Annotated in this window: 19 protein-coding genes; 9 read left to right on the forward strand and 10 right to left on the reverse strand. The window is 72.8% G+C overall.

Annotation, left to right across the window (positions count from 1 at the left end; all coding sequences use genetic code 11):
* Positions 1-138 precede the first annotated feature (138 nt).
* Positions 139-951: a L,D-transpeptidase family protein gene (locus ACIBK8_RS10750; RefSeq protein ID WP_399041381.1), complete on the forward strand. Its 813-nt coding sequence runs from the start codon at positions 139-141 to the stop codon at positions 949-951.
* Between the two features lie 91 nt (positions 952-1,042).
* Positions 1,043-2,167, forward strand: coding sequence for a P1 family peptidase (locus ACIBK8_RS10755; protein WP_399041383.1), 1,125 nt, complete (start codon positions 1,043-1,045; stop codon positions 2,165-2,167).
* Between the two features lie 11 nt (positions 2,168-2,178).
* Here the strand turns inward: ACIBK8_RS10755 and ACIBK8_RS10760 are convergent, their stop codons facing one another.
* On the reverse strand, positions 2,179-2,958 hold the full coding sequence (locus ACIBK8_RS10760) for a VIT family protein (RefSeq protein ID WP_399041384.1): 780 nt from the start codon (positions 2,956-2,958) through the stop codon (positions 2,179-2,181).
* Positions 2,959-3,042: 84 nt separating this feature from the next.
* On the opposite strand from ACIBK8_RS10760, the gene ACIBK8_RS10765 reads away from it, so the two are divergent.
* The 3 genes from ACIBK8_RS10765 (at position 3,043) to ACIBK8_RS10775 (ending at position 6,488) form a co-directional block, all read left to right on the forward strand.
* On the forward strand, positions 3,043-3,642 hold the full coding sequence (locus ACIBK8_RS10765; protein WP_399041385.1) for a YIP1 family protein: 600 nt from the start codon (positions 3,043-3,045) through the stop codon (positions 3,640-3,642).
* Between the two features lie 191 nt (positions 3,643-3,833).
* The gene (locus ACIBK8_RS10770) at positions 3,834-5,078 is read left to right on the forward strand and encodes a CaiB/BaiF CoA transferase family protein (protein WP_399041386.1); all 1,245 of its coding nucleotides are present in this window, start codon (positions 3,834-3,836) and stop codon (positions 5,076-5,078) included.
* Positions 5,079-5,159: 81 nt separating this feature from the next.
* Positions 5,160-6,488 carry an Ig-like domain-containing protein gene (locus ACIBK8_RS10775; protein WP_399041387.1) on the forward strand — a complete coding sequence of 443 codons (1,329 nt, stop codon included), beginning with the start codon at positions 5,160-5,162 and terminating at the stop codon, positions 6,486-6,488.
* Positions 6,489-6,567: 79 nt separating this feature from the next.
* Here ACIBK8_RS10775 and ACIBK8_RS10780 read toward each other — a convergent pair whose 3' ends face one another.
* From ACIBK8_RS10780 to ACIBK8_RS10795, 4 genes are all read right to left on the reverse strand, one after another.
* Positions 6,568-8,613 (reverse strand): fructose-specific PTS transporter subunit EIIC, encoded by a 2,046-nt coding sequence (locus tag ACIBK8_RS10780; RefSeq protein ID WP_399041388.1) that lies wholly within the window; start codon positions 8,611-8,613, stop codon positions 6,568-6,570.
* A gap of 106 nt (positions 8,614-8,719) precedes the next feature.
* A complete protein-coding gene (gene pfkB / locus ACIBK8_RS10785; RefSeq protein WP_399041389.1) occupies positions 8,720-9,667 on the reverse strand; it encodes a 1-phosphofructokinase in 948 nt (315 codons plus the stop codon).
* On the reverse strand, positions 9,664-10,431 hold the full coding sequence (locus tag ACIBK8_RS10790) for a DeoR/GlpR family DNA-binding transcription regulator (RefSeq protein WP_399041390.1): 768 nt from the start codon (positions 10,429-10,431) through the stop codon (positions 9,664-9,666). Before ACIBK8_RS10790 ends, pfkB begins: the two co-directional genes overlap by 4 nt.
* A 443-nt stretch (positions 10,432-10,874) precedes the next feature.
* Complete coding sequence (locus ACIBK8_RS10795; protein ID WP_399041391.1) at positions 10,875-11,876, reverse strand: RNA polymerase sigma factor RpoD/SigA; 1,002 nt, start codon at positions 11,874-11,876, stop codon at positions 10,875-10,877.
* Positions 11,877-12,059: 183 nt separating this feature from the next.
* Between ACIBK8_RS10795 and ACIBK8_RS10800 the strand changes: the two genes are divergently transcribed.
* Together ACIBK8_RS10800 and ACIBK8_RS10805 are read left to right on the forward strand one after the other, a co-directional pair.
* Positions 12,060-12,728, forward strand: coding sequence for a GNAT family N-acetyltransferase (locus tag ACIBK8_RS10800; RefSeq protein ID WP_399041393.1), 669 nt, complete (start codon positions 12,060-12,062; stop codon positions 12,726-12,728).
* A 132-nt stretch (positions 12,729-12,860) separates the two neighbouring features.
* On the forward strand, positions 12,861-13,376 hold the full coding sequence (locus tag ACIBK8_RS10805; RefSeq protein ID WP_399041394.1) for a hypothetical protein: 516 nt from the start codon (positions 12,861-12,863) through the stop codon (positions 13,374-13,376).
* A gap of 131 nt (positions 13,377-13,507) precedes the next feature.
* Here ACIBK8_RS10805 and ACIBK8_RS10810 read toward each other — a convergent pair whose 3' ends face one another.
* Both ACIBK8_RS10810 and ACIBK8_RS10815 read right to left on the reverse strand, forming a co-directional pair.
* Positions 13,508-13,984: a pyridoxamine 5'-phosphate oxidase family protein gene (locus tag ACIBK8_RS10810; protein WP_399041654.1), complete on the reverse strand. Its 477-nt coding sequence runs from the start codon at positions 13,982-13,984 to the stop codon at positions 13,508-13,510.
* 253 nt (positions 13,985-14,237) lie between these two features.
* A complete protein-coding gene (locus ACIBK8_RS10815) occupies positions 14,238-14,675 on the reverse strand; it encodes a cupin domain-containing protein (protein ID WP_399041395.1) in 438 nt (145 codons plus the stop codon).
* Between the two features lie 149 nt (positions 14,676-14,824).
* Here ACIBK8_RS10815 and ACIBK8_RS10820 point away from each other — a divergent pair, with 149 nt between their 5' ends.
* Positions 14,825-15,874 (forward strand): questin oxidase family protein, encoded by a 1,050-nt coding sequence (locus ACIBK8_RS10820; protein WP_399041396.1) that lies wholly within the window; start codon positions 14,825-14,827, stop codon positions 15,872-15,874.
* A 103-nt stretch (positions 15,875-15,977) separates the two neighbouring features.
* On the opposite strand, the gene ACIBK8_RS10825 is transcribed toward ACIBK8_RS10820, so the two are convergent.
* On the reverse strand, positions 15,978-16,754 hold the full coding sequence (locus tag ACIBK8_RS10825) for a dioxygenase (RefSeq protein ID WP_399041397.1): 777 nt from the start codon (positions 16,752-16,754) through the stop codon (positions 15,978-15,980).
* Between the two features lie 141 nt (positions 16,755-16,895).
* On the opposite strand from ACIBK8_RS10825, the gene ACIBK8_RS10830 reads away from it, so the two are divergent.
* Positions 16,896-17,402 carry a MarR family winged helix-turn-helix transcriptional regulator gene (locus ACIBK8_RS10830; RefSeq protein WP_399041398.1) on the forward strand — a complete coding sequence of 169 codons (507 nt, stop codon included), beginning with the start codon at positions 16,896-16,898 and terminating at the stop codon, positions 17,400-17,402.
* A gap of 88 nt (positions 17,403-17,490) precedes the next feature.
* On the opposite strand, the gene ACIBK8_RS10835 is transcribed toward ACIBK8_RS10830, so the two are convergent.
* Positions 17,491-19,023: an MFS transporter gene (locus ACIBK8_RS10835; protein ID WP_399041399.1), complete on the reverse strand. Its 1,533-nt coding sequence runs from the start codon at positions 19,021-19,023 to the stop codon at positions 17,491-17,493.
* A gap of 161 nt (positions 19,024-19,184) precedes the next feature.
* Positions 19,185-19,844 (reverse strand): TetR/AcrR family transcriptional regulator, encoded by a 660-nt coding sequence (locus ACIBK8_RS10840; protein WP_399041655.1) that lies wholly within the window; start codon positions 19,842-19,844, stop codon positions 19,185-19,187.
* Positions 19,845-20,162: the final 318 nt, after the last annotated feature.

Consider the following 20,162-nt stretch of genomic DNA (forward strand, 5'->3'; position numbering starts at 1 on the left):
CCCCGGGGATTCGACCGCTTGTTCCGGCCGTCCCCGCGGGGGTCGGCGCGGCACGGGGGCCTCCTCGCGGTAGGGTGCAGATTGCCCTTTTTATGCCCACGGGCCGTCCACCCGTCCGTACCTGAGGAGACGCCAGCCATGGCCCCGCGCCACGCTCAGCCCCGCGAGCGCAAGAGCCTGTCCGGCCGCGGCAAGGCCGTGAGCTCTCTCGCACTGACCACGCTGGTGGGCACCGCCCTGTGGGCCTGGCCCGCATCGGGCGATGACCACGACGCGCAGCAGGCCAAGAACGGCACCCCGAAGACGGTGTCGGGACCGGAGAAGCCGGCGCCCAACAAGCCGGTGCCGAACGCCGCTGCCGCCGCCCACCCGATCCCCGGCCTGAGCGACGCCGTCCGCAAGCGGATACCGTCCGACTCCCGTCAGGTGCTGGTCGTGACGGGCAAGGGAGCCGATTCCTACAACTCCCGCGTGGTCCTCTACACCCGCGCCAAGGGGTCGGACGACTGGCGTCCCGGCATCAAGTGGGCCGCGCACAACGCCGCACGCGGCTGGACCGACGACCACCACTACGGCGACCTCCGCTCGCCCGAGGGCGTCTTCACGCTCACCGACGCCGGTGGTCGGCTGGCCCCGCCCGATGGCACCAAGCTCCCCTATAGCCACGACGAGAACTTCGTCGCCAACGGCACCGGCGTCGAGGGCGAGCCGCTGGAAGGCGCCTTCGACTACGTCATCGCCATCAACTACAACCGGGTGACCGGCACTTCGCCGCTGGACGCGCAGCGGCCCGATGGCGAGGACAAGGGCGGCGGCGTCTGGCTGCACGTCGACCACGACGGGCCCACCCAGGGCTGCGTCAGCCTCAAGCCCGAGGTGATGAAGGAACTGCTGCGGACCCTGGACCCGGCCGATCACCCGGTGATCGTGATGGGCCCGTCCGGCAGCTGACCGTCCGCCGGCCGGGCGCCGCCGCCCGGCCGGTGCCGCCTCCTTCGCCGCTCAGGGCCCGCGCCCGCGCCGCCCGTGGTACCCATGACGCATGGCCGACGCAGCGCACCGCCAGCACGCCCTGACCGACGTCCCCGGCCTCCGGGTCGGCCACGCCCAGCGGGTCGGCGGCGGACATCTCACCGGCACCACCGTGGTCCTCGCCCCCGAGGGCGGCGCCGTCGCCGCCGTCGACGTACGCGGTGGCGGGCCAGGCACCCGCGAGACGGACGCGCTGGATCCGCGCAATCTGGTCCAGCGGGTCGAAGCGGTCGTGCTGACCGGCGGCAGCGCCTTCGGTCTGGACGCCGCGTCAGGGGTCGCCGGGTGGCTTGAGGACCAGGGCCGCGGCTTCCGCGTCGGGCCCCACCCGGCGCAGGTGGTGCCGGTCGTCCCGGCCGCCGCCCTCTTCGACCTGGGGCGCGGCGGCGACTGGCGGGCCAGGCCGGACGCGGCGCTCGGCCGGGCGGCGGCCGAGGCGGCGGCCGGTGCGTCGGGCGCGCCGTTCGCACGCGGCAGCGTCGGCGCCGGTACGGGCGCGGTGGCCGGCGGGCTCAAGGGCGGCATCGGCAGCGCGAGCGTCGTCCTGCCGTCCGGTGTCACCGTCGCGGCGCTGGCCGCCGTCAACGCCGCCGGCTCCCCGGTCGATCCGCGCACCGGCGCCCTGTACGGCCGGTGGTACGAGGACCAGCCGGCGGACGGCCTGCCCGTCGTCCCCGCACCCGCCGTGCACGCGGCGGCGCTCCGGCGGCTGGCCGACGCCCAGGAAGTGACGCGGGTCCGCTCGGCCGCCTCGGCGGGGCCGCCGCTGAACACCACGCTCGCGGTGGTCGCCACCGACGCCTCGCTCACCCGCGCCCAGGCCCAGAAGCTGGCAGGCACCGCGCACGACGGCCTGGCCCGCGCGGTCCGCCCGGTGCATCTGCTCTCCGACGGCGACACCGTCTTCGCGCTGTCCACCGCGGCCCGCCCGCTCGCCCCCGAAGCGGCCGGAGCCGACCCGGCGTTCGGGGTGCACGCGGAGGCCGGGGCGCTCAACGACATCCTGGCCGCCGGGGCCGACGCGCTGACCGCGGCCGTCGTCGACGCGGTCCTGGCAACCGACGGCGTCGACGGCCCCGGCGGCCACTTCCCGTCCTACCGCGAGCTGTACGGCGCCGCGGACACCCGCCCGTAGGCCCGCCCGGCTCAGCCGCCGACGGCGCCCAGCAGCGTGCCCGCCACGTAGGTCACCGCCATCGCCAGCGCGCCGCCCCCGGCGTTGCGCAGCACCGCGCGGCCGACCGGCGCCGCGCCGAGCCCGGCACCGGCCCAGCCGCACACCGCGAGGGCGGCCAGCACGGCGGCCACCGTCACCGGCAGCCGCAGCGCGGCGGGCGGCAGCACGATGGCGAGCAGCGGCAGCAGCGCCCCGGCCGTGAAGGCGAGGAAGCTGGCACCTGCCGCGTGCCAGGGGTTGGTCAGCTCGTCGGGGTCGATGCCCAGTTCCACCTCGGCGTGCGCGCGCAGCGCATCGTGCTCGGTGAGCTGTTCGGCGACCTCGCGGGCCAGCTCAGGTGTCAGCCCCTTGCCCTCCAGCAAGCCGGTCAGCTCGACGAGTTCGGCCTGCGGTTCGCCCGCCAGCTCGCGCTTCTCCTGCACCAGCGCGGCCTTCTCGGAGTCGCGCTGTGTGGAGACCGATACGTACTCGCCGGCCGCCATCGACATCGATCCGGCCAGCAGCCCGGCGAGACCCGCGGTCAGCAGCGTGCTGCGGGAGCCGGTGGCGCCCGCGACGCCGACGACGAGGCCCGCGGTGGACACCACGCCGTCGTTGGCCCCGAGCACCGCGGCCCGCAGCCAGTTGAGACGCCCGCCGAGTCCGGCGCCGTGCGCCTCCTCGTGCCCGGCGCCGTCCGCCGCGGCCCTTCCGGCGTCATCGGCGCCGCGTCCGGTGTCGCCCTCGCGCCCGGGGAGGTGATCGCTCATCCCGGCACGGTCTCACCCGTCCCGCCGCCTCCGCGGTCGACTCCCCCGCAGTTGCCCCCGAAACACCGGTGGTAGAACGGCCGTATGTTCGTACCGCCGCCTCCCCCCACACTCGTCCAGCCGCAGAGCCGCCCGCCCGAGCGCCGTCGGCTGTGGTGGCACCGGCTGATACTCGGCCTCTGGTACCGGCCGGTGGAGGTGCTGGACGAGGCCAGGGACCGCAGCGCGTGGAGCGCGGCTCTCCTGCTGTCCCTGATCAGCGGATGCATCGGGGTGCTGTCGGCGGACGCCTTCCACGGGCAGTGGGCGGCCGACCACGGCGCGGCGCTCCAGCTCGTCGGGCTGGCCGTCGGCTGTGTGCTGCTGGCCAGCTTCGCGCTGGGCGCGGTCACCCACGCCATCGCCCGTACGCTCGGCGGCAACGGCCGCTTCGCGCCGACCGCGAGCCTGTTCATCGTGCTGTTCTGGGTGACCGATCTGCCGCGTCTGGCCATCGCGAGCTGGCTGCCGCCCGACTCCACCTTCATCCAGGCCGCGACCTACACGACCTGGGGCTTCGGGTACGTCCTCGCGGTACTGCTGATACGCGGCCAGCACCACCTGCCGACGCACAAGGCGGCAGCGGCCATATCGGTCCAGATGCTGGCGGCCCTGGCACTGCTCAGGCTCGGCCCGGTGAACTGAACGACCCGGGGAACTGAACGGCCCGGGGCGCGGGCGCCGTTCGGATGCGCATCGGCCCACCGGCCGCTCCGGCGCACCGCTCCGGCGCGGCAGGGTGCGGCCCGGCCCGTTGGACAACCCGGTGACTTCCCCGCGGGGAAGAGCGTCCCCGAGCATGGCGGCACACCGTCCGCGACGTGAGGAGTACGCACGTGCCGCAGCCGCCCCAGCAGTCGCCGCCGCCCTCCCCGCTCCCGCGGCCCGCGCCCCGTACGGCCGGTCCTTCCGCCACCGCCGGTGCCCTCGACGGCATCCTCGTCGCCGACTTCAGCCGGGTGCTGGCGGGCCCGCTGACCGCGGCGACCCTCGCCGACCTGGGCGCCGAGGTGATCAAGGTGGAGCGGCCGGGGGCAGGCGACGACACCCGTGCCTGGGGGCCGCCGTTCGCCCCGGACGGCACCGCCGCGTACTTCGACGCCGCCAACCGGTCCAAGCGCGGCCTCGCCCTGGACCTGGGCGAGGCGGACGACGCGGCGGCGGCCCGCGAACTGGCCCGCCGCGCCGACGTGCTGATCGAGAACTTCCGGCCGGGCGCGCTCACCAAGTACGGCCTCGACCAGGCGGCCACCCGCGCCGCCAACCCCGGCCTCGTGCACTGCTCGATCACCGGTTTCGGCTCGGGCGACGGCGCGGGGCTCGCCGGGTACGACTTCGTGGTGCAGGCGGTCGGCGGCCTGATGAGCATCACCGGGGAGACCGGCGGGCCGCCGCTGAAGGCCGGTGTCGCGCTGGTGGACGTGCTCACCGCCAAGGACGCCACCACCGGCATCCTCGCCGCGCTGCGCCACCGCGACCGCACGGGCCGGGGCCAGCTGGTGGAGGTCAACCTCCTGTCGTCGCTGCTCGGCTCGCTCGTCAACCAGACGTCGGGACACCTGGCGACCGGCCGCGACCCCGGCCCGATGGGCAACCGCCACCCCAGCATCGCGCCGTACGAGACGCTGGCCTGCCGGGGCGGGCTGCTGGCCGTCGCGGCCGGGAACGACGGGCAGTTCCGGGCGCTGGTCCGGGCACTGGGCGCACCCCAACTCGCGGAAGATGCCCGCTTCCTCCGCAATCAGGACCGGGTGCAGCACCGAACGGACCTCATCACATCCCTCGAAGATCTCCTGGCGTCCGACACCCCGCAGGGCTGGGCCCCGCGGCTGGCCGAGGCCGGGGTGCCCTGCGGCCCTGTCAATACCCTCTCCGAGGCCCTGGAGTTGGCCGACCGCCTGGGGCTCGATCCGGTAACACCGGTGGGTGAGGGGCGGATTCCACAGGTCAGCAGCCCGCTCCGGCTCTCCGAGACACCCGTCACAGCCCCTTACGCGCCACCGCGTCTGGACGAACACGGCGCCCCGCTGCGAACCTGGCTGTCGGGGCCACCCGACAGCCCATTGCCACCGCGCGTGTGACCTCGGCCACAAGAACGTCCAACCTGCAACCAAAATCACCCGTTGGTGCTGTTTACCAGCACGGAAACACAACACCCTTGTATGGAGCAGCTCGTGACATCGCCGGACACCACCGCGACCGCTCGGTCCCGTACCTCGCACCAGCTGCTCCAGCCGCCCGAGCAGGAGAGCGCAGCAGCCCCTCGCCGCAACCGCAGGATGCGCCGCACCTTCGCCGTGACCGCACTGCTCGCCGCGGGCGCGCTCACCCTGTCCGCCTGCGGGGGTGACGCCGAAGCCGGTTCGGGCGACGGCAAGAACGGCCAGGCGGGCGCGGACGCCGCGGCGGCCAAGGACGCATCGGACGCCAAGATCAAGGTCTCGTCGAAGGACGGCGCCACGGACGCCAGCATCAACGACACCGGAGTGAAGGTCAGCGGCGGCAAGCTGACCGACGTGAAGCTCACGGTCGCCGACTCCGGTGCCCCCGTCGAGGGCGCCATATCGGGCGACGGCCTCTCCTGGAAGCCCGGGGCTCAGCTGGAGCGCGGCACCAAGTACAAGCTGGTGGCGAACGCGAAGGACGCCAAGGGCCGTTCCGCCACCGAGAACGCCAGCTTCACCACCGTCTCGTCCGCCAACAGCTTCATCGGCACCTACACCCCCGACAACGGCAAGACCGTCGGCGTCGGCATGCCGGTCTCGTTCAACTTCGACAAGGTCATCGCCAACAAGAAGGACGTCCAGTCCCACATCACGGTGACGTCCAGCAGCGGCCAGAAGGTCGTCGGGCACTGGTTCGGCGCGCAGCGCCTCGACTTCAGGCCCGAGGAGTACTGGAAGGCCGGCTCCAAGGTCACCATGAAGATCGACCTGGACGGCGTGCAGGGCGGCGATGGCATCACCGGCGTCCAGTCCAAGACGGTCAACTTCACCATCGGGCGCTCCCAGGTCTCGACCGTCGACATGGACACCCAGACGATGACGATCAAGCGGGACGGCAAGACCTTCAAGACCATCCCGATCTCCGGCGGCAGCGCCGATCACCCCACCTACAACGGCCAGATGGTGATCTCGGAGAAGTTCAAGCAGACCCGGATGGACGGCTCGACGGTCGGCTTCGGCGGCGAGTACGACATCAAGGACGTCCCGCACGCCATGCGCCTGTCGTCGTCCGGCACCTTCATCCACGGCAACTACTGGGGCTCCCCCTCCATCTTCGGCAAGTCCGGCACCAGCCACGGCTGCGTCGGCCTCCAGGACTCCAAGGGCGGCGGCGGTGACACCCCCGGCAAGTGGTTCTTCGACAACTCGCTGGTCGGCGACGTCGTGATCGTCAAGGGCTCCCCCGACAAGACCGTCCAGCCGGACAACGGCCTCAACGGCTGGAACCTGCCCTGGTCCCAGTGGCAGTCGGGCAGCGCGACCTGACCCCCGACACCACAAAAGCGGCCGGTCCCCTGGAGGGGGCCGGCCGCTTTCGTTTTCCCGCAACCACCGCACACCACCATCAGACCGCAGCAGGCGCCTCGTTCGTCCGGTCGGTGGGGCGTTCGGACGGGGCGGGGCCGGGGGTGTCCGGCTTGCGGAGGCGTTTGAGGAGGATGACCAGGGCGGTGCTGACGCCGGTGCCCGCCGCGATGGCCAGCAGGTAGAGGAGCGGCCGGCCGATCAGCGGGACGACGAAGATGCCGCCGTGCGGGGCGCGGAGGGTGCAGCCGAAGGCCATCGAGAGGGCGCCGGTGACCGCGCCGCCCGCCATCGCCGACGGGATGACGCGGAACGGGTCGGCCGCCGCGAAGGGGATGGCGCCCTCGGTGATGAAGGAAGCGCCGAGCACCCACGCCGCCTTGCCGTTCTCCCGTTCGGTCGTGGTGAACAGCCGCCCGCGGACGGTGGTGGCCAGCGCCATCGCCAGCGGCGGGACCATGCCTGCCGCCATCACCGCGGCCATCACCTTCAGGCTGCCCTCGTTGGGGTTGGCCAGGCCGCCGACGGCGAAGGCGTAGGCGACCTTGTTGAGCGGGCCCCCGAGGTCGAAGCACATCATCAGGCCGAGCAGGACGCCGAGGATGACCGCGTTGGCGCCCGACAGGCCCGACAGCCAGTCGGTCAGGCCCTTTTGGAGCGCCGCGACCGGCTTGCCGATCACCAGGAACATCAGGAACCCGACGATCGCCGACGAGAGCAGCGGGATGACGACGACGGGCATGATGCCGCGCAGCGGTGCCGGGACGCGGACCCGCTGGATCGCCCGCACCACACCGCCCGCGAGCAGGCCCGCGATCAGGCCGCCGAGGAAGCCCGCGTCGATGGTGAGCGCGAGGGCGCCGCCGACGAAGCCGGGCACCAGGCCGGGCCGGTCCGCCATGCCGTACGCGATGAATCCGGCCAGGACCGGGACGAGGAAGCCGAACGCGGTGCTGCCTATCTGGAAGAGCAGCGCGGCCCAGCTGGCGGACTCGGTCCACAGGAAGTGGTCGGCGACGGACGGCGCCTTGTTGACGGTGTAGCCGCCGATCGCGAAGGCGAGGGCCATGAGGAGGCCGCCGGCCGCGACGAAGGGGACCATGTAACTGACGCCGGTCATCAGCCATTTGCGCAGCCGGGTCGCGTAGCCGTCCGTGCCGTCGCCGTCCTTGTCCATCGGTGCGGCGGGCCGCTCCGGGGCGCCGGGCACGCCGTGGGCCGCCTTCTCCCGTGCCTCGGCGATGAGTTCGGCGGGGCGGTTGATGCCCGCCTTCACGCCGACGTCGACGGTCGGCTTACCGGCGAACCGCTCCCGGTCCCGGACCTCGACGTCGTGCGCGAAGATCACCGCGTCGGCGTCCGCCACGACCTGCGGATCCAGCTTCTCGAAGCCCGCCGAGCCCTGGGTCTCGACGGTCAGCTCGACGCCTGCCGCCGCACCTGCCTTCGCCAGCGATTCGGCGGCCATGTAGGTGTGCGCGATGCCGGTGGGGCAGGAGGTGACGGCGACGATGCGGAAGGGGGTGGGGGAGGCGGGGGCGGGGGCCGGATCCTCGGCAGCGGCCTCAGCCTCGGCCTCGGGTTCAGGGGTGGACTCCGGTGCGGGCGCGGGCAGTTGCGTCCCCTCTCCCGTCCCCTCCCCCGGCTCCTCACCGCGGATCAGGGCGGCGGCGCGCTCCGGTTCCGTCGTCGCGCGCAGGGCGCCGGTGAAGGACGCGTCCATCAGGTGGCGGGCGAGGGACGAGAGGATCGACAGGTGGTCAGCGTCGCCGCCGGCCGGTGCGGCGATCAGGAAGACCAGGTCGGCGGGGCCGTCCGCGGCACCGAAGTCGATGCCCGCCGCGCTGCGTCCGAACGCCAGCGTCGGCGCTGTGACGTGCGCGCTGCGGCAGTGCGGAATGCCGATGCCGCCGTCGAGGCCGGTGGGCATCTGCGCCTCGCGCGCGGCCACGTCCGCGAGGAAGCCTTCCAGGTCGGTGACGCGTCCGGCCGCGGCCATCCGTTCGGCCAGCGAACGAGCGGCGGCGTCCTTCGTATCGGCGGACAGGTCGAGGTCGACCAGTTCCGCAGTGATCAGCTCACTCATCGCGGGCTCCCTTGCGCGCGGTACCGCCGGGCGGCGGTGAGGACGGAGGAGGGGGAGAGGCTGCGGCGGGTCCGTACGGGGCCGGGCCCGGGGCGCGGGTGGCAGGTCACGGCACGGGCTCCGTGAGCCGGCGGTCCAGCGGGACGTCGCCGGTCGTGGTGACCGCCGCCGGATCGAGGTCCGACGGCACCGGCATCAGGCTGCCGGGCAGCTGCACGGCAGCCGCGCCGTGGGCCACCGCCGCCGCCAGGGCCGCCACGCCCGTGCCGCCCGCCCCGAGGAACCCGGCCAGCGAGGCGTCGCCCGCCCCGACGTTGCTGCGGACGGCGGCGACCGGCGCGCTGCCGAAGTACGCGCCCCCGCCGTCGACCAGCAGCTGGCCGTCCGCGCCGAGCGAGGCCAGCACGGCGCGGGCGCCCCGGGAGCGGAGTTCGGCCGCGGCATCGACGGCGTCGCCGACCGTGGCCAGCGGGCGTCCCACGGCCTGCGCCAGCTCCTCGGCGTTCGGCTTGACGACGTCAGGACGCTCGCGCAGCGCCGCCGTCAGCGACGGGCCCGAGGTGTCCAGCGCGATCCGGGTGCCGGCCCGGTGGGCGCGGGCGACCAGTTCGGCGTACCACTCGGGTGTCAGGCCGCGCGGCAGGCTGCCGCAGCAGGCGATCCAGTCGGCGCCGGCGGAGCGTTCGCCGACCGCGGCGAGCAGCGCGTCGGACTCGGCGGCGGACAGCTCGGGCCCCGCCGCGTTGATCTTCGTCAGGGTGCCGTCGGGCTCCGCGACGGAGATGTTGGAGCGGGTCTGCCCGGCCACCGGGACACCCGCCACCTCGATGCCGTCGGCCTCCAGGAGCGCGGCGAGCGCGGCACCGGCGGCGCCGCCGACCGGCAGCAGCGCGAGGGTGCGCCGCCCGGCGGCTGCGACCGCGCGCGAGACGTTCACGCCCTTGCCGCCCGGGTCGATCCGGTCGGCGGTGGCCCGGAGCACGGCCCCGCGGTCCAGCGCCGGGATCTCGTACGTGCGGTCCAGGCTGGGGTTGGGGGTGACGGTGAGGATCATGCGCGCACCACTTCCGTGCCCGCGCGTTCGATGGCGTGGGCGTCGTCGGGGCTGAGCCCGGTATCGGTGATCAGCAGGTCCACGTCCGACAGCGCGCCGAAGCGGGCGAACTGCCGCTGCCCGGACTTGGCGGAGTCGGCGAGCAGGACGACCCGGCGGGCGGCGGCGATCAGCGCCCGTTTCACGGCGGCTTCCGCGAGGTCGGGGGTGGTCAGGCCGCCGTCGAGCGAGAAGCCGTTGGTCGCGAGGAACAGCACGTCGGCGTTGATCTCGCGGTAGGCGCGCAGTGCCCAGTCGTCGACCGCGGCGCGGGTCCGCTGCCGGATCCGGCCGCCGACGAGGTGCAGGGTCAGCCCCGGGTGGTCGGCGAGCCGGGCGGCGACCGGCAGGCCGTGCGTGACCACGGTCAGTTCGGCGTCCAGCGGGATCTCGGCGGCGAGCCGTGCCGCGGTCGTGCCGGCGTCGATGATGACGCTTCCGGAGCCGCCACCGGGCAGCTCGGCGAGCGCGGCCCGCGCGATGCGCACCTTCTCGTCGGCGGCCACCGCGTCCCGCTCGGCGAGGTCGGGCTCGAAGTCCAGCCGGCCGGCCGGAATGGCGCCGCCGTGCACCCTGCGGACCAGACCGGCCCGGTCCAGGGCCTTCAGGTCGCGCCGTACGGTCTCGGCGGTGACCTGGAAATGCTCCGCGAGGGACAGCACGTCGACCCGCCCGGCCTCCCTGGCGAGGCGCAGGATCCCTTGCTGGCGCTCAGCTGCGTACATCTGCGTCCGTGTCCGTTCCCTGCCCGACCCTGTGGTTTCAGCGGCAGATTACGCCCGCACTTCGGCAAAGTAAACAGGAACGGGCAGCGGACGGACTCAAGTGGGCATCGCGTGGGGCGTCGGCGAGGCGCCGGGGGCACGAGTCGGTACGGCGCCGCGGGCGCGAACCGGTACGGCGCCGCGCAGGCACGGAGAAGGACACGGAGAGGGGCGCGGAGAAGGGCACGAAGAAGCCCCGACACCTCTCGGCACCGGGGCTTGGGGAACAGGGGAAACGGGGGCCGGATCGAGGGCGACTCGGGACGCGAATCGAGGCCGACTTGGGTCCGGTCCGGTCCGGTCCGGCTCGGGTCCGCCTCGGGTCCGGCTCGGGTCCGGATCCGGAACGCGGGCCTCTACGGGGACTGCGGCGGGGCGGCCCCGGGGACTGCGCGCCCCAGGGATCAGGCCGCCGCGTCGAATCCGGTGTCGCGCGCCATCCGCTTCAGCTCCAGCAGCGCGTGCTTCTCGATCTGGCGGATCCGCTCGCGGGTCAGGCCGTGCTGCTTGCCGACCTCGGTCAGCGTGCGCTCGCGGCCGTCCTCGATGCCGTAACGGGCCTTGATGATCGAGGCGGTGCGGTGGTCGAGGCGGTCAATGAGGTCCTCCAGCTCCTCACTGCGCAACAGCGAGAGCACAGACTGCTCGGGCGAGGCCGCGGAGGTGTCCTCCAAGAGGTCACCGAACTGGGTGTCGCCGTCGTCGTCCACCGACATGTTCAAGCTGACCGGGTCGCGCGCCCAGTCCAGCACGTCGGTGACGCGCGCGGGGGTGGAGCCCAGCTCGGCGGCGACCTCCGCCGGCTCCGGGTCACGGCCGTTCTCGCGGTTGAACTCGCGCTGGACCCTGCGGATGCGCCCCAGCTCCTCGACGAGGTGCACGGGCAGCCGGATCGTGCGCGACTGGTCGGCGATGGAGCGCGTGATGGCCTGACGGATCCACCACGTCGCGTACGTCGAGAACTTGAAACCCTTGGCGTAGTCGAACTTCTCCACGGCGCGCACCAGACCGGCGTTGCCCTCCTGGATCAGATCCAGAAGCGGGAGTCCGGCACGCGGGTAGCGGCGGGCCACCGCGACGACGAGCCGCAGGTTGGACCGGATGAAGACGTCCTTGGCCTTCTCGCTCTCCGCGACCAGCGCCGCCAGCTCCTCGTGGTCCGCACCCGCGGCATTGCCGTCGGCGACGACCCCGTCGAGGATCTGCCGGGCGTACACACCGGCCTCGATGGTCTGGGACAGCTCGACTTCCTTGGCGGCGTCGAGCAGGGGCGTACGCGCGATTTCATCGAGGTACATGCCGACCAGGTCGCGGTCGGCGATCTCCCCGCCTACAGCGCGAACACTGCTGGCCCCGTCAGCGCCACTCTTGGTGGTCTGACGGCGGGCGACGGCACGGGTTGCCATGCGTATGCTCCCTTTGCGATGAGTCGGTAATGAGTCGTTCGCGGGACGTGGACGCAGCGAGCCCGGCCGCGGCCGAGTACCTCCATCCGAAGGAAACAACGGCTGGAATCCGGACAGAATTCCCATGCCGTGCCTCTTTTTTCTGATCATGCAGTACCCTGCGCCCCCACCCAGGGAGGCCGGATGCTGCCGACAAGCAGGGAAGTGCAGGTCAGGGCCGGTACCGAGGCGGACATCACCGCCCTCACCGAGCTGTACAACCACTACGTACGTGAGACGGCCCTCACATTCGACACAGAGCCGTTCACCCCGGAGCAGCGTCGCCCGTGGCTGCTCTCCCACCCCGAAGACGGCCCGCACCGGCTCCTGGTTGCCCAGCAGAAGCCGGATACGACAGATCGGTGGAAATTCCGGCACACCGGGGCGGACGGAACGGGGGGTGGGACGGCCGGGAGGGGCGGAGCGGGGGACGGGGCTGCGGCCGGGGCGGACGGCGGGGACAGCGCGGTGGTGGGCGCGGCGCGGGGCGCCCTGCTCGGGTATGCGACCAGCAGCCCGTTCCGTCCGAAGGCCGCGTACGCCACCTCCGTCGAGGTCACGGTCTACTGCGCGCCGCACGCGGCGGGCCGCGGCATCGGCACCCTGCTCTACCGGGCGCTGTTCGCGGCGCTGGCCGATGAGGACGTCCACCGCGCGTACGCCGGGATCGCGCAGCCCAACGCGGCGTCGACCCGCCTGCACACCCGGTTCGGCTTCCGTCACATCGGTACGTACACCGAGGTCGGCCGCAAATTCGGCCGCTACTGGGATGTCGCCTGGTATCAGAAGGACCTGGGGAGGGTGCGGGATTGAGGGGGTGACGTGACGGGTCCTGCCGTCGGTGGGCGGTGCCGCGGGGCGGTCGATTCGCCCTCCGGGTGCTCCGGTTGACGCGGGCGGTGTGCGGGTGTCGCCTGGACAGAGGGCAAGCGAGAGGAGCCCGTCATGGTCAAGCACGCTCTGCGCCACGGGGCGCGGGCCGCCCGTTCACACGGCGTGGTCGAAGGGGAACACGGCGCCACCTCGTCGGCGTCACCGGCGCGTTCCGGGACGGCGCGGCGCATCCCGGCAGCCGTGGCGCTTCCCGTGATCGCCGCGCTCGGGTTCGGCTGCTACACGATCTGGATCGACCACACCAGCGGCGCGAAGGGCGGCCAGGCGGCCCTGCTCGGGCTGATCGCGGCCGTGGTCTCCGGGGCGCTGGGGCTGCTGCTCGTGCACTTCCAGTCGTCCATGATCACCGACACCAGGGCGCTGGCCTACGGCGCGCTGTTTGGTGTCTCGATGGGCTGGCTCTACAGCCTCAGTGGCCCTTCGGTTCTCAAATCGAGCGCCTGGGGCCTCGTCATGGGCATCATCATGGGCGTCGTCTCCCTCTACGTCTTCCGCACCCATCGCGTACGCGAGCCCCACGGCCTGCACCGGCCCCGTACGCACCACAGACCCCACGGCGCGCACTGACACGCGCTGGCATGCACTGGCACGCGCTGGCATGCGCTGGCATGCGCTGAGCGGGGCGCGCACCGCGTCCCGCTCAGCGCTGCGCGCCCGGCGCGGCCGGTGGAGCGCGCCCGGCCCGGTCGCTCAGGCGCTCAGACGGTCTCCGGCGACGCATCGGTGCTCGTCCGCCGCACGGTGCGCAGCGGGCATCCCGGCCGCCAGCTCTCCAGCACCAGGTACGGATCCGCGACGAAGGTCCGCACCACCTCGGTCACCTCTGCCCTGAAGAGCAGAAACGGCTTCGGTGGCCGCACCGCGTCGGCATAGCGTCTGAGCACCTCCGTCTCACGCACCTCCACCGCCCGCCCCGACACCCGTACGTCGCCGCCCGCCAGGTCCGTGCCGGGACCGGGGTTGGTGTGCAGCGCGAAGCGTGGGTCGCGGCGCAGGTCGAGGGCCTTGCGCGAACCGGTCATCATGCCGAGCCACAGCTCGCCGTGACGGAAGTCGGCCTCCAGTCCGCTCAGCCGCGGCGATCCGTCCGCACGCAGCGTCCCGAGGACGTGGTGGGTGTACGCGCCGAACCTCCCCTGCACCCGAGCGGCGAACTCCGGCTCCGCCGCCACCACTTGCACCCAGCCGACACCGACCGTCCCCCGCTCCCCCGCGCCATCGTTCTTCGCCCCGTCCTTCTTCGCCCCGTTCCTCTCCGTCCCGCCCGCTGCCATGCCCGCTGCCACGCTCGCCGCGCTCTCGCATCTCGTCACCATGGCCCCACCGTCGCGCCCTTACCCGACACCCCCTGTCCGGATTTCCCCACGGCTTCCCACGGCTTCCCACAGCTTCCACGGATCCCCCTGGCCGGCTGCCCTGGCCGGCCGCCTACCCCTCCGTCAGCGGCACCCCCGCCGTGGCGCACACCCAGGCGTCCTCGCCGGTCAGCGTGGCGTCGCCGGAGTTGACCGTGCCCTGCGGCTCGAAGAGGAGTATGCGGGTGCCCGGTTCGGCCACCGGGCGGTGCGACAGTCCGCGCGGCACCGTGAACAGCTGCTGCGGGCCCAGCACGACCGGATCGCGGTCCGCCAGCTCCAGCGTCAGCCGGCCCGCGAGGACCAGGAAGAACTCGTCGGTGTCCGCGTGTGCGTGCCAGACGTAGGCGCCCTCGACCTTGGCGATCTTGACGTCGTAGTCGTTGACCACGGCCGCGATCCGCGGCGCCCAGGTATCGGTGAAGGAGTCATAGGCCCGGCCCAGGTCCGTCGCCCCGGCGGGCCGGGCGGCGCCGTCGGCCGTCTCGTCAACTGCCCTGTCTTCATTCATGACTTCAGCGTGCCACGCACCACTGACAACGCCCCCCGGCCTCCGCCTTCCGCACCACCTACCCCCGCCTTCCGGCCCCCGCCGTTGCGACCAGCGGAGTAGGGCCGCAGCCCGTTACGCACCGCTTGCGCCCGGCCTAGCCTCGCGGCATGGACACACAGAACGGCACCCTCGACGAGGCCCTGGAGCGACTGCACGCGACCGGGCCCGAATTCCGCGGCTATCTGGCCAACCACGGCCCCATGGCGGTCGAGGCGCTGGTCAGGCACGGGCAGTCCCGCACCGTCCACCGCTGGCTCGACCACTATTCCGCCAAGCTGGAGGACGTACCGAGCGCCAGGGAACGCATCACCGAAGCCAACTGGCAGGAGGCGCTGGGTGATCCGCAGCGGGTCACCGACTGGACCACGTACTTCACCCACGCCGTCGCCGAGCACCCCTGGCGTGAGGTGCTCGCCGCCTGGTGGCCCCGGCTGCTGCCCGGTATCGCGGGCGCGGCCACCCACCCCGTCATCCGGGTCGGCCACGCCGTGCGCACCCTCCTGGAGGAGGGCGAGGAGGAGCCACGTATCGCCGAACTCGCGCATGCGATCGGCTACTGGGCGGCCCGGCACACCACCTTGCCCGTGGCGGTCGAGCCGACCGGCGCCGCCTCCCCCGCCGCCGCGCTCGACGCCCTCCCGCACATCGCCGACCAGCAGGTCAGCCCGCTCCAGGGCCTCGCCCAGCTACCGGACACCCCGGGCTGGGCGGCAGCCGCCGAGGCCGTCGCGGCACCGCAGGACCCGGAGGCGGCCCGGGATCAACTCGCCGCCGTGGTCCGGGCGTCGACCCATCGCTACGTCGATTACGCCCACGGCGACGCGATCCTGCTCGTGCACGCGGCGACCGCGCCGAACGCCGTCCTGCGCACCCTGCCGGCGCTGCCGCGTCCCCTGTGGGCGCCATCGCTGCGCGCCGCCTGGGCGGCGTCCGCGGCCCTGACCTCCCTCTACTCCCCCGACGATGCGCTGCCGCCGCTGCGGGCCGGGTCGCTGACCCCGGACGAGGTCTTCGCGCGGGCCACGGCGCACGGCGACGAGCACGCGATCAAGCTGACCGACACCGCCCTGGACGTGGCCTCCTGGACACCGGAGGGGGACGACCGCGCCCTGGCAGCCGCCCTCCGCGCCTTGGCGCTGATCCCGCCGGAAGACTGACCCCGGCGGAAAGCTGACCCCGGCGGAAAGCTGACCCCGGCGGAAGGCTGATCCCGCCCCGCCACCGGTCCGCACCGACTCCCCCGATGTGCGTCCCGCCCCCTCAGCCGAATTGCAGCGACCGCTTCGCGAGCCCCATCCAGAACCCGTCGATCACGCTCCGGCCGTCGTCCAGCTGTCCCCGGGCGTCCGCGGCGCCGAGGGTGACGAACAGCGGCGCGAAGTGCTCGGTGCGCGGGTGCGCCAGCCGCCCGGCCGGCGCCTTGTGCGGGAAGTCGAAGAGCGCGTCGAGGTCACGTGCCTCCAGGGCCCGCCGCCCCCAGTCGTCGAACTCCGCCGACCAGGACGGCATGCCGGGCCCCTGATGCCGCAGGGCGGCCAGATTGTGCGTGAAGAAGCCGCTGCCGACGATGAGTACGCCCTCGTCGCGCAGCGGGGCCAGCTTGCGGCCGATCTCGAAGAGGCGGTGCGGGTCGAGGGTGGGCATCGAGAGCTGCAGGACCGGGACGTCGGCCTGCGGGAACATCTCGACGAGCGGGACGTACGCGCCGTGGTCAAGGCCACGGTCGGGGACGTCCTGCACCGGGGTGCCTGCGGTCCGCAGCGTGGCGCGGATCCGTGCGGCGAGCTGCGGTGCGCCCGGGGCGGCGTAGCGCACCCGGTAGTAGTGCTCGGGGAAGCCCCAGAAGTCGTGGACCAGCGGCACCGTTTCCGTGGCGCCGAGGGCGAGCGGGGCCTCCTCCCAGTGGGCGGAGACGATCAGCACGGCCGTGGGGCGCGGCAGTTGCGCGGACCAGGCCGCCAGTTGGCCGGGCCAGAGCGCGTCGTCGGCCAGCGGCGGCGCGCCGTGGCTGAGGTAAAGGGCCGGCATCACGGACATCGCCACTCCCGGACGTATCTCAGGTCTCACTGGTGTCACTGTGGGAAGATCAACAGAGACATTTACTTGAAGATTCAAGTGATGGTTTTCAGCCTATCCCCGCATTGTTAAAACTTCAAGAACAGTGGGGCCGATGCGAGAATGGATGGCATGAGCACCGAACCCGCAGCCGAGCCGCGCTGGCTCAACGACGAGGAGCAATACGCCTGGCAGTCGTACCTCCACGCGACCACGCTGCTGGAGGATCACCTCGACCGCCAGCTCCAGCGCGACGCCGGGATGCCGCACGTCTACTACGGCCTGCTCGTTCAGCTGTCCCGTGCGCCGCGGCGCCGGATGCGGATGACCGAACTCGCCCAGAACGCGAAGATCACCCGCTCCCGCCTCTCCCACGCGGTCGCCCGCCTGGAGAAGAACGGCTGGGTACGGCGCGAGAACTGCCCGTCGGACAAGCGCGGCCAGCTCGCCCTCCTCACGGACGAGGGCCTGCGGGTCCTGGAAAAGGCCGCCCCCGGCCACGTCGCCGCCGTGCGCGGGGCGATCTTCGACCGCCTCTCGCCCGAGCAGGTCGGCCAACTGGCCGAGATCTGCCGGGTCATGGCGGACGGACTCCAGCCGGAAGGCGCCGACCTCCCCTGGCTCCGCTGAGGAGCGAGGGGAGGCCGGCGCCTTCCGGTGGCACAGCGCCCGGTCGCCGCGTCACGGCCACCGGGCGCCCGGCCCGTACGGTCAGGCGTCAGTGCACCATGACCGGGATCTGGAGGTCGTCGCCCTCGCCGTCGGACTCCTTCGCGCCCTCACCGCCGCCGGAAGCGGCAGGTGAAGCACCGCCCTGGTGGCCGGTGGTGACGAAGGTGAAGGCGATCAGCGCCGCCAGGACGAGGATGCCGACCGCCCACCAGATGGCGGCGGCGTAGCCGTGCACCATCGACTGGAGCTTCAGCACCTCAAGGGACCGCGCCCCGGCCGCGTGTGAGGCGGCGTACGTGGTGGTGGCGCTGGCCGCGATGGTGTTGAGCAGCGCCGTACCGATCGCGCCGCCCACCTGCTGCGAGGTGTTGACCATCGCGGACGCCACACCGGCGTCCCGCGGCTGCACGCCGTGGGTGGCCAGCGACATGGCCGGCATGAACGCCGTACCCATCCCCAGGCCCAGCATCAGGAAAGCGGGCAGGATCAGCGTCGCGTAGGACGTGCCGAGGTCGATCCGGGTGAGCAGCAGCATGCCGGCGGCGGCGAGCGTGAAGCCCGGCGCCATCAGGAGACGCGGGCGCACCCGGGTCATCAGGCGGGCGCCGATCTGCGTCGAGCCGGTGATCATGCCGACGATCATCGGGAGGAACGCCAGGCCGGTCATGACCGGCGTGTAGCCCTTCACGATCTGGAGGTAGTACGTCAGGAACAGGAAGAGCCCGAACATCCCGATCACGGCCAGGCCGAGCGAGGCGTAGACACCGGCGCGGTTGCGCTCGGCGACCACCCGCAGCGGCAGCAGCGGGGCCTTCACCTTGGACTCGACCAGCACGAAGACCAGCAGCAGCACGGCGGCGGCGGCGAACAGGCCGAGCGTCGGGGCGGCCAGCCAGCCGTCGGACTCGGCGCGGGTGAAGCCGTAGACCAGCGAGACCAGGCCGAGGGTGGCCAGGAGGACGCCGGGCACGTCCAGCCGGGACGGGTTGCGGCTGCCCGCGGGCTCACGGATCACCAGGATGGCGCCGGCCGCCGCGATCACCGCGAACGGGATGTTGACGAAGAAGGTCCAGCGCCAGTTCATGTACTCGGTGAGGACGCCGCCGAGGATCAGGCCCACGGCGCCGCCGCCACCGGCGATCGCACCGAAGATGCCGAACGCCTTGGCGCGCTCCTTGGCCTCGGTGAAGGTCACCGCGAGCAGGGACAGCGCGGCCGGCGCCAGCAGCGCGCCGAAGACGCCCTGGAGCGCCCGTGCGCCCATCAGCATGCCCTGGTTGGCCGCGGCCCCGCCGAGCGCGGAGGCGATGGCGAAGCCGATCAGCCCGATGGTGAAGGTCCGCTTGCGGCCCCACAGGTCGGCGAGACGGCCACCGAAGAGCAGCAGCCCGCCGAAGGCGAGTGCGTAGGCGGTGATGACCCACTGGCGGTTGGCGTCGGATATGCCCAGGTCGGACTGTGCCGAGGGCAGCGCGATGTTCACGATCGTCGCGTCGAGGACGACCATCAGCTGCGCGAGGGCGATGAATATCAGCGCTTTCCAGCGCCGCGGATCGACGTAAGAGGAGTTTTCGGGCATGACGGGATCCACCTAGTGGTGCAGTGAGCGAATGAAAGCTGATCAGGGATGGCGGCGGCGCAGGGCAGCGGGACCACTGCTCTGCGGCACCGGTGGTGCTGGTGATGCGAAGGGTGTTGCGAGGGCGGACGCGGGCGCCGTTGCCGGTGCGCCGCCCGGGTTTACGGCCGGCGCCTGAGATCGTCCAACGTGGCGGCGGTGCCGGGGAGTTCGGAGCGTGCGGGCGCCAGCAGGCCGTCGAGGAACAGCTGGAGGTGCCGGTGCACGAAGCGGTCGAAGTGGGTGCAGACGCTGCCGGGCAGCGGACGCGTCAGCTGGGTGAGGGCGACCATCAGGTCACCGACGGCAATGTCGGTGCGCAGCCGGCCGCTGTCGCGCGCGGCGGCCATGAGCGCCTCGATGGCAGCCTCCAGCCGCTCACGCGCCGCTATCAGGTCGGGATGGGAGACGTCCACGCCGTCCGAGAGCAGCGGACACAGGGCGCCTATACGCTCATCGACCGCCGCGTGGACGAAGCACCGCAGCGCCTGGAAGGGGTCGTCGGACTCCTCCGCGAGAGCGCCTTCGGCGGCCTGCGCGGTGCGGTACATGACGGAGAGCGTGACGTGGTGGATCAGCTCCAGGCGGTCCGCGAAGTGGCGGTAGAGCGTCGCGTTGCCGACACCCGCCCGGCGGGCCACTTCGTCGAGCGGGACCTCGGCCCCGAACTCGACCATCGCCTCGCGGGCCGCCGCGATGATCCGCTCGCGGTTGCGCTGCGCGTCGGCGCGCAGCCGGGGCTGCCCGGCCGCATCGACCCTCTCGGGCTGTCCGGCCGCCACGGACCGCGCGGCCCGTACGCTCCGCCGGAGCTTCGCCTTGGTTCCGGTCGCGGTCACAGCGGCCCTCCTCCCGTTACTCGTCGCCCGCCGGCCTCGTCCCGCCGGCCGGCCGCGTCGTGGTCTCTTCGTGTCGCGTGACGTCGTGCGGCGTGCCCACCGGGCGGGGGTTCCCCGCGCGACGGAGCTCGCCCTCACGAAGCGGGGATCCGTTCCCCGTTTTGCGTCAACGTACATCCAAACGGGGAAGATGTCCCCGGATATTTCCCGCCCGAATGTGACCCGGGTCACATTCACTCACCCCATTCGTCCAGCCTTGCC

The organism is Streptomyces sp. NPDC050161 (assembly GCF_044460025.1).
In the GTDB taxonomy this organism is placed as follows: domain Bacteria; phylum Actinomycetota; class Actinomycetes; order Streptomycetales; family Streptomycetaceae; genus Streptomyces.

What these genes read in the sequence shown, in the direction of transcription:
- ACIBK8_RS10750 (WP_399041381.1), top strand. Translation starts at nt 139, where the DNA reads ATGGCCCCGCGCCACGCTCAGCCCCGCGAGCGCAAGAGCCTGTCCGGC.
- ACIBK8_RS10755 (WP_399041383.1), top strand. Translation starts at nt 1,043, where the DNA reads ATGGCCGACGCAGCGCACCGCCAGCACGCCCTGACCGACGTCCCCGGC.
- ACIBK8_RS10760 (WP_399041384.1), bottom strand. Translation starts at nt 2,958, where the DNA reads ATGAGCGATCACCTCCCCGGGCGCGAGGGCGACACCGGACGCGGCGCC.
- ACIBK8_RS10765 (WP_399041385.1), top strand. Translation starts at nt 3,043, where the DNA reads ATGTTCGTACCGCCGCCTCCCCCCACACTCGTCCAGCCGCAGAGCCGC.
- ACIBK8_RS10775 (WP_399041387.1), top strand. Translation starts at nt 5,160, where the DNA reads ATGGAGCAGCTCGTGACATCGCCGGACACCACCGCGACCGCTCGGTCC.
- ACIBK8_RS10780 (WP_399041388.1), bottom strand. Translation starts at nt 8,613, where the DNA reads ATGAGTGAGCTGATCACTGCGGAACTGGTCGACCTCGACCTGTCCGCC.
- pfkB (WP_399041389.1), bottom strand. Translation starts at nt 9,667, where the DNA reads ATGATCCTCACCGTCACCCCCAACCCCAGCCTGGACCGCACGTACGAG.
- ACIBK8_RS10790 (WP_399041390.1), bottom strand. Translation starts at nt 10,431, where the DNA reads ATGTACGCAGCTGAGCGCCAGCAAGGGATCCTGCGCCTCGCCAGGGAG.
- ACIBK8_RS10795 (WP_399041391.1), bottom strand. Translation starts at nt 11,876, where the DNA reads ATGGCAACCCGTGCCGTCGCCCGCCGTCAGACCACCAAGAGTGGCGCT.
- ACIBK8_RS10800 (WP_399041393.1), top strand. Translation starts at nt 12,060, where the DNA reads ATGCTGCCGACAAGCAGGGAAGTGCAGGTCAGGGCCGGTACCGAGGCG.
- ACIBK8_RS10805 (WP_399041394.1), top strand. Translation starts at nt 12,861, where the DNA reads ATGGTCAAGCACGCTCTGCGCCACGGGGCGCGGGCCGCCCGTTCACAC.
- ACIBK8_RS10815 (WP_399041395.1), bottom strand. Translation starts at nt 14,675, where the DNA reads ATGAATGAAGACAGGGCAGTTGACGAGACGGCCGACGGCGCCGCCCGG.
- ACIBK8_RS10820 (WP_399041396.1), top strand. Translation starts at nt 14,825, where the DNA reads ATGGACACACAGAACGGCACCCTCGACGAGGCCCTGGAGCGACTGCAC.
- ACIBK8_RS10825 (WP_399041397.1), bottom strand. Translation starts at nt 16,754, where the DNA reads ATGTCCGTGATGCCGGCCCTTTACCTCAGCCACGGCGCGCCGCCGCTG.
- ACIBK8_RS10830 (WP_399041398.1), top strand. Translation starts at nt 16,896, where the DNA reads ATGGATGGCATGAGCACCGAACCCGCAGCCGAGCCGCGCTGGCTCAAC.
- ACIBK8_RS10835 (WP_399041399.1), bottom strand. Translation starts at nt 19,023, where the DNA reads ATGCCCGAAAACTCCTCTTACGTCGATCCGCGGCGCTGGAAAGCGCTG.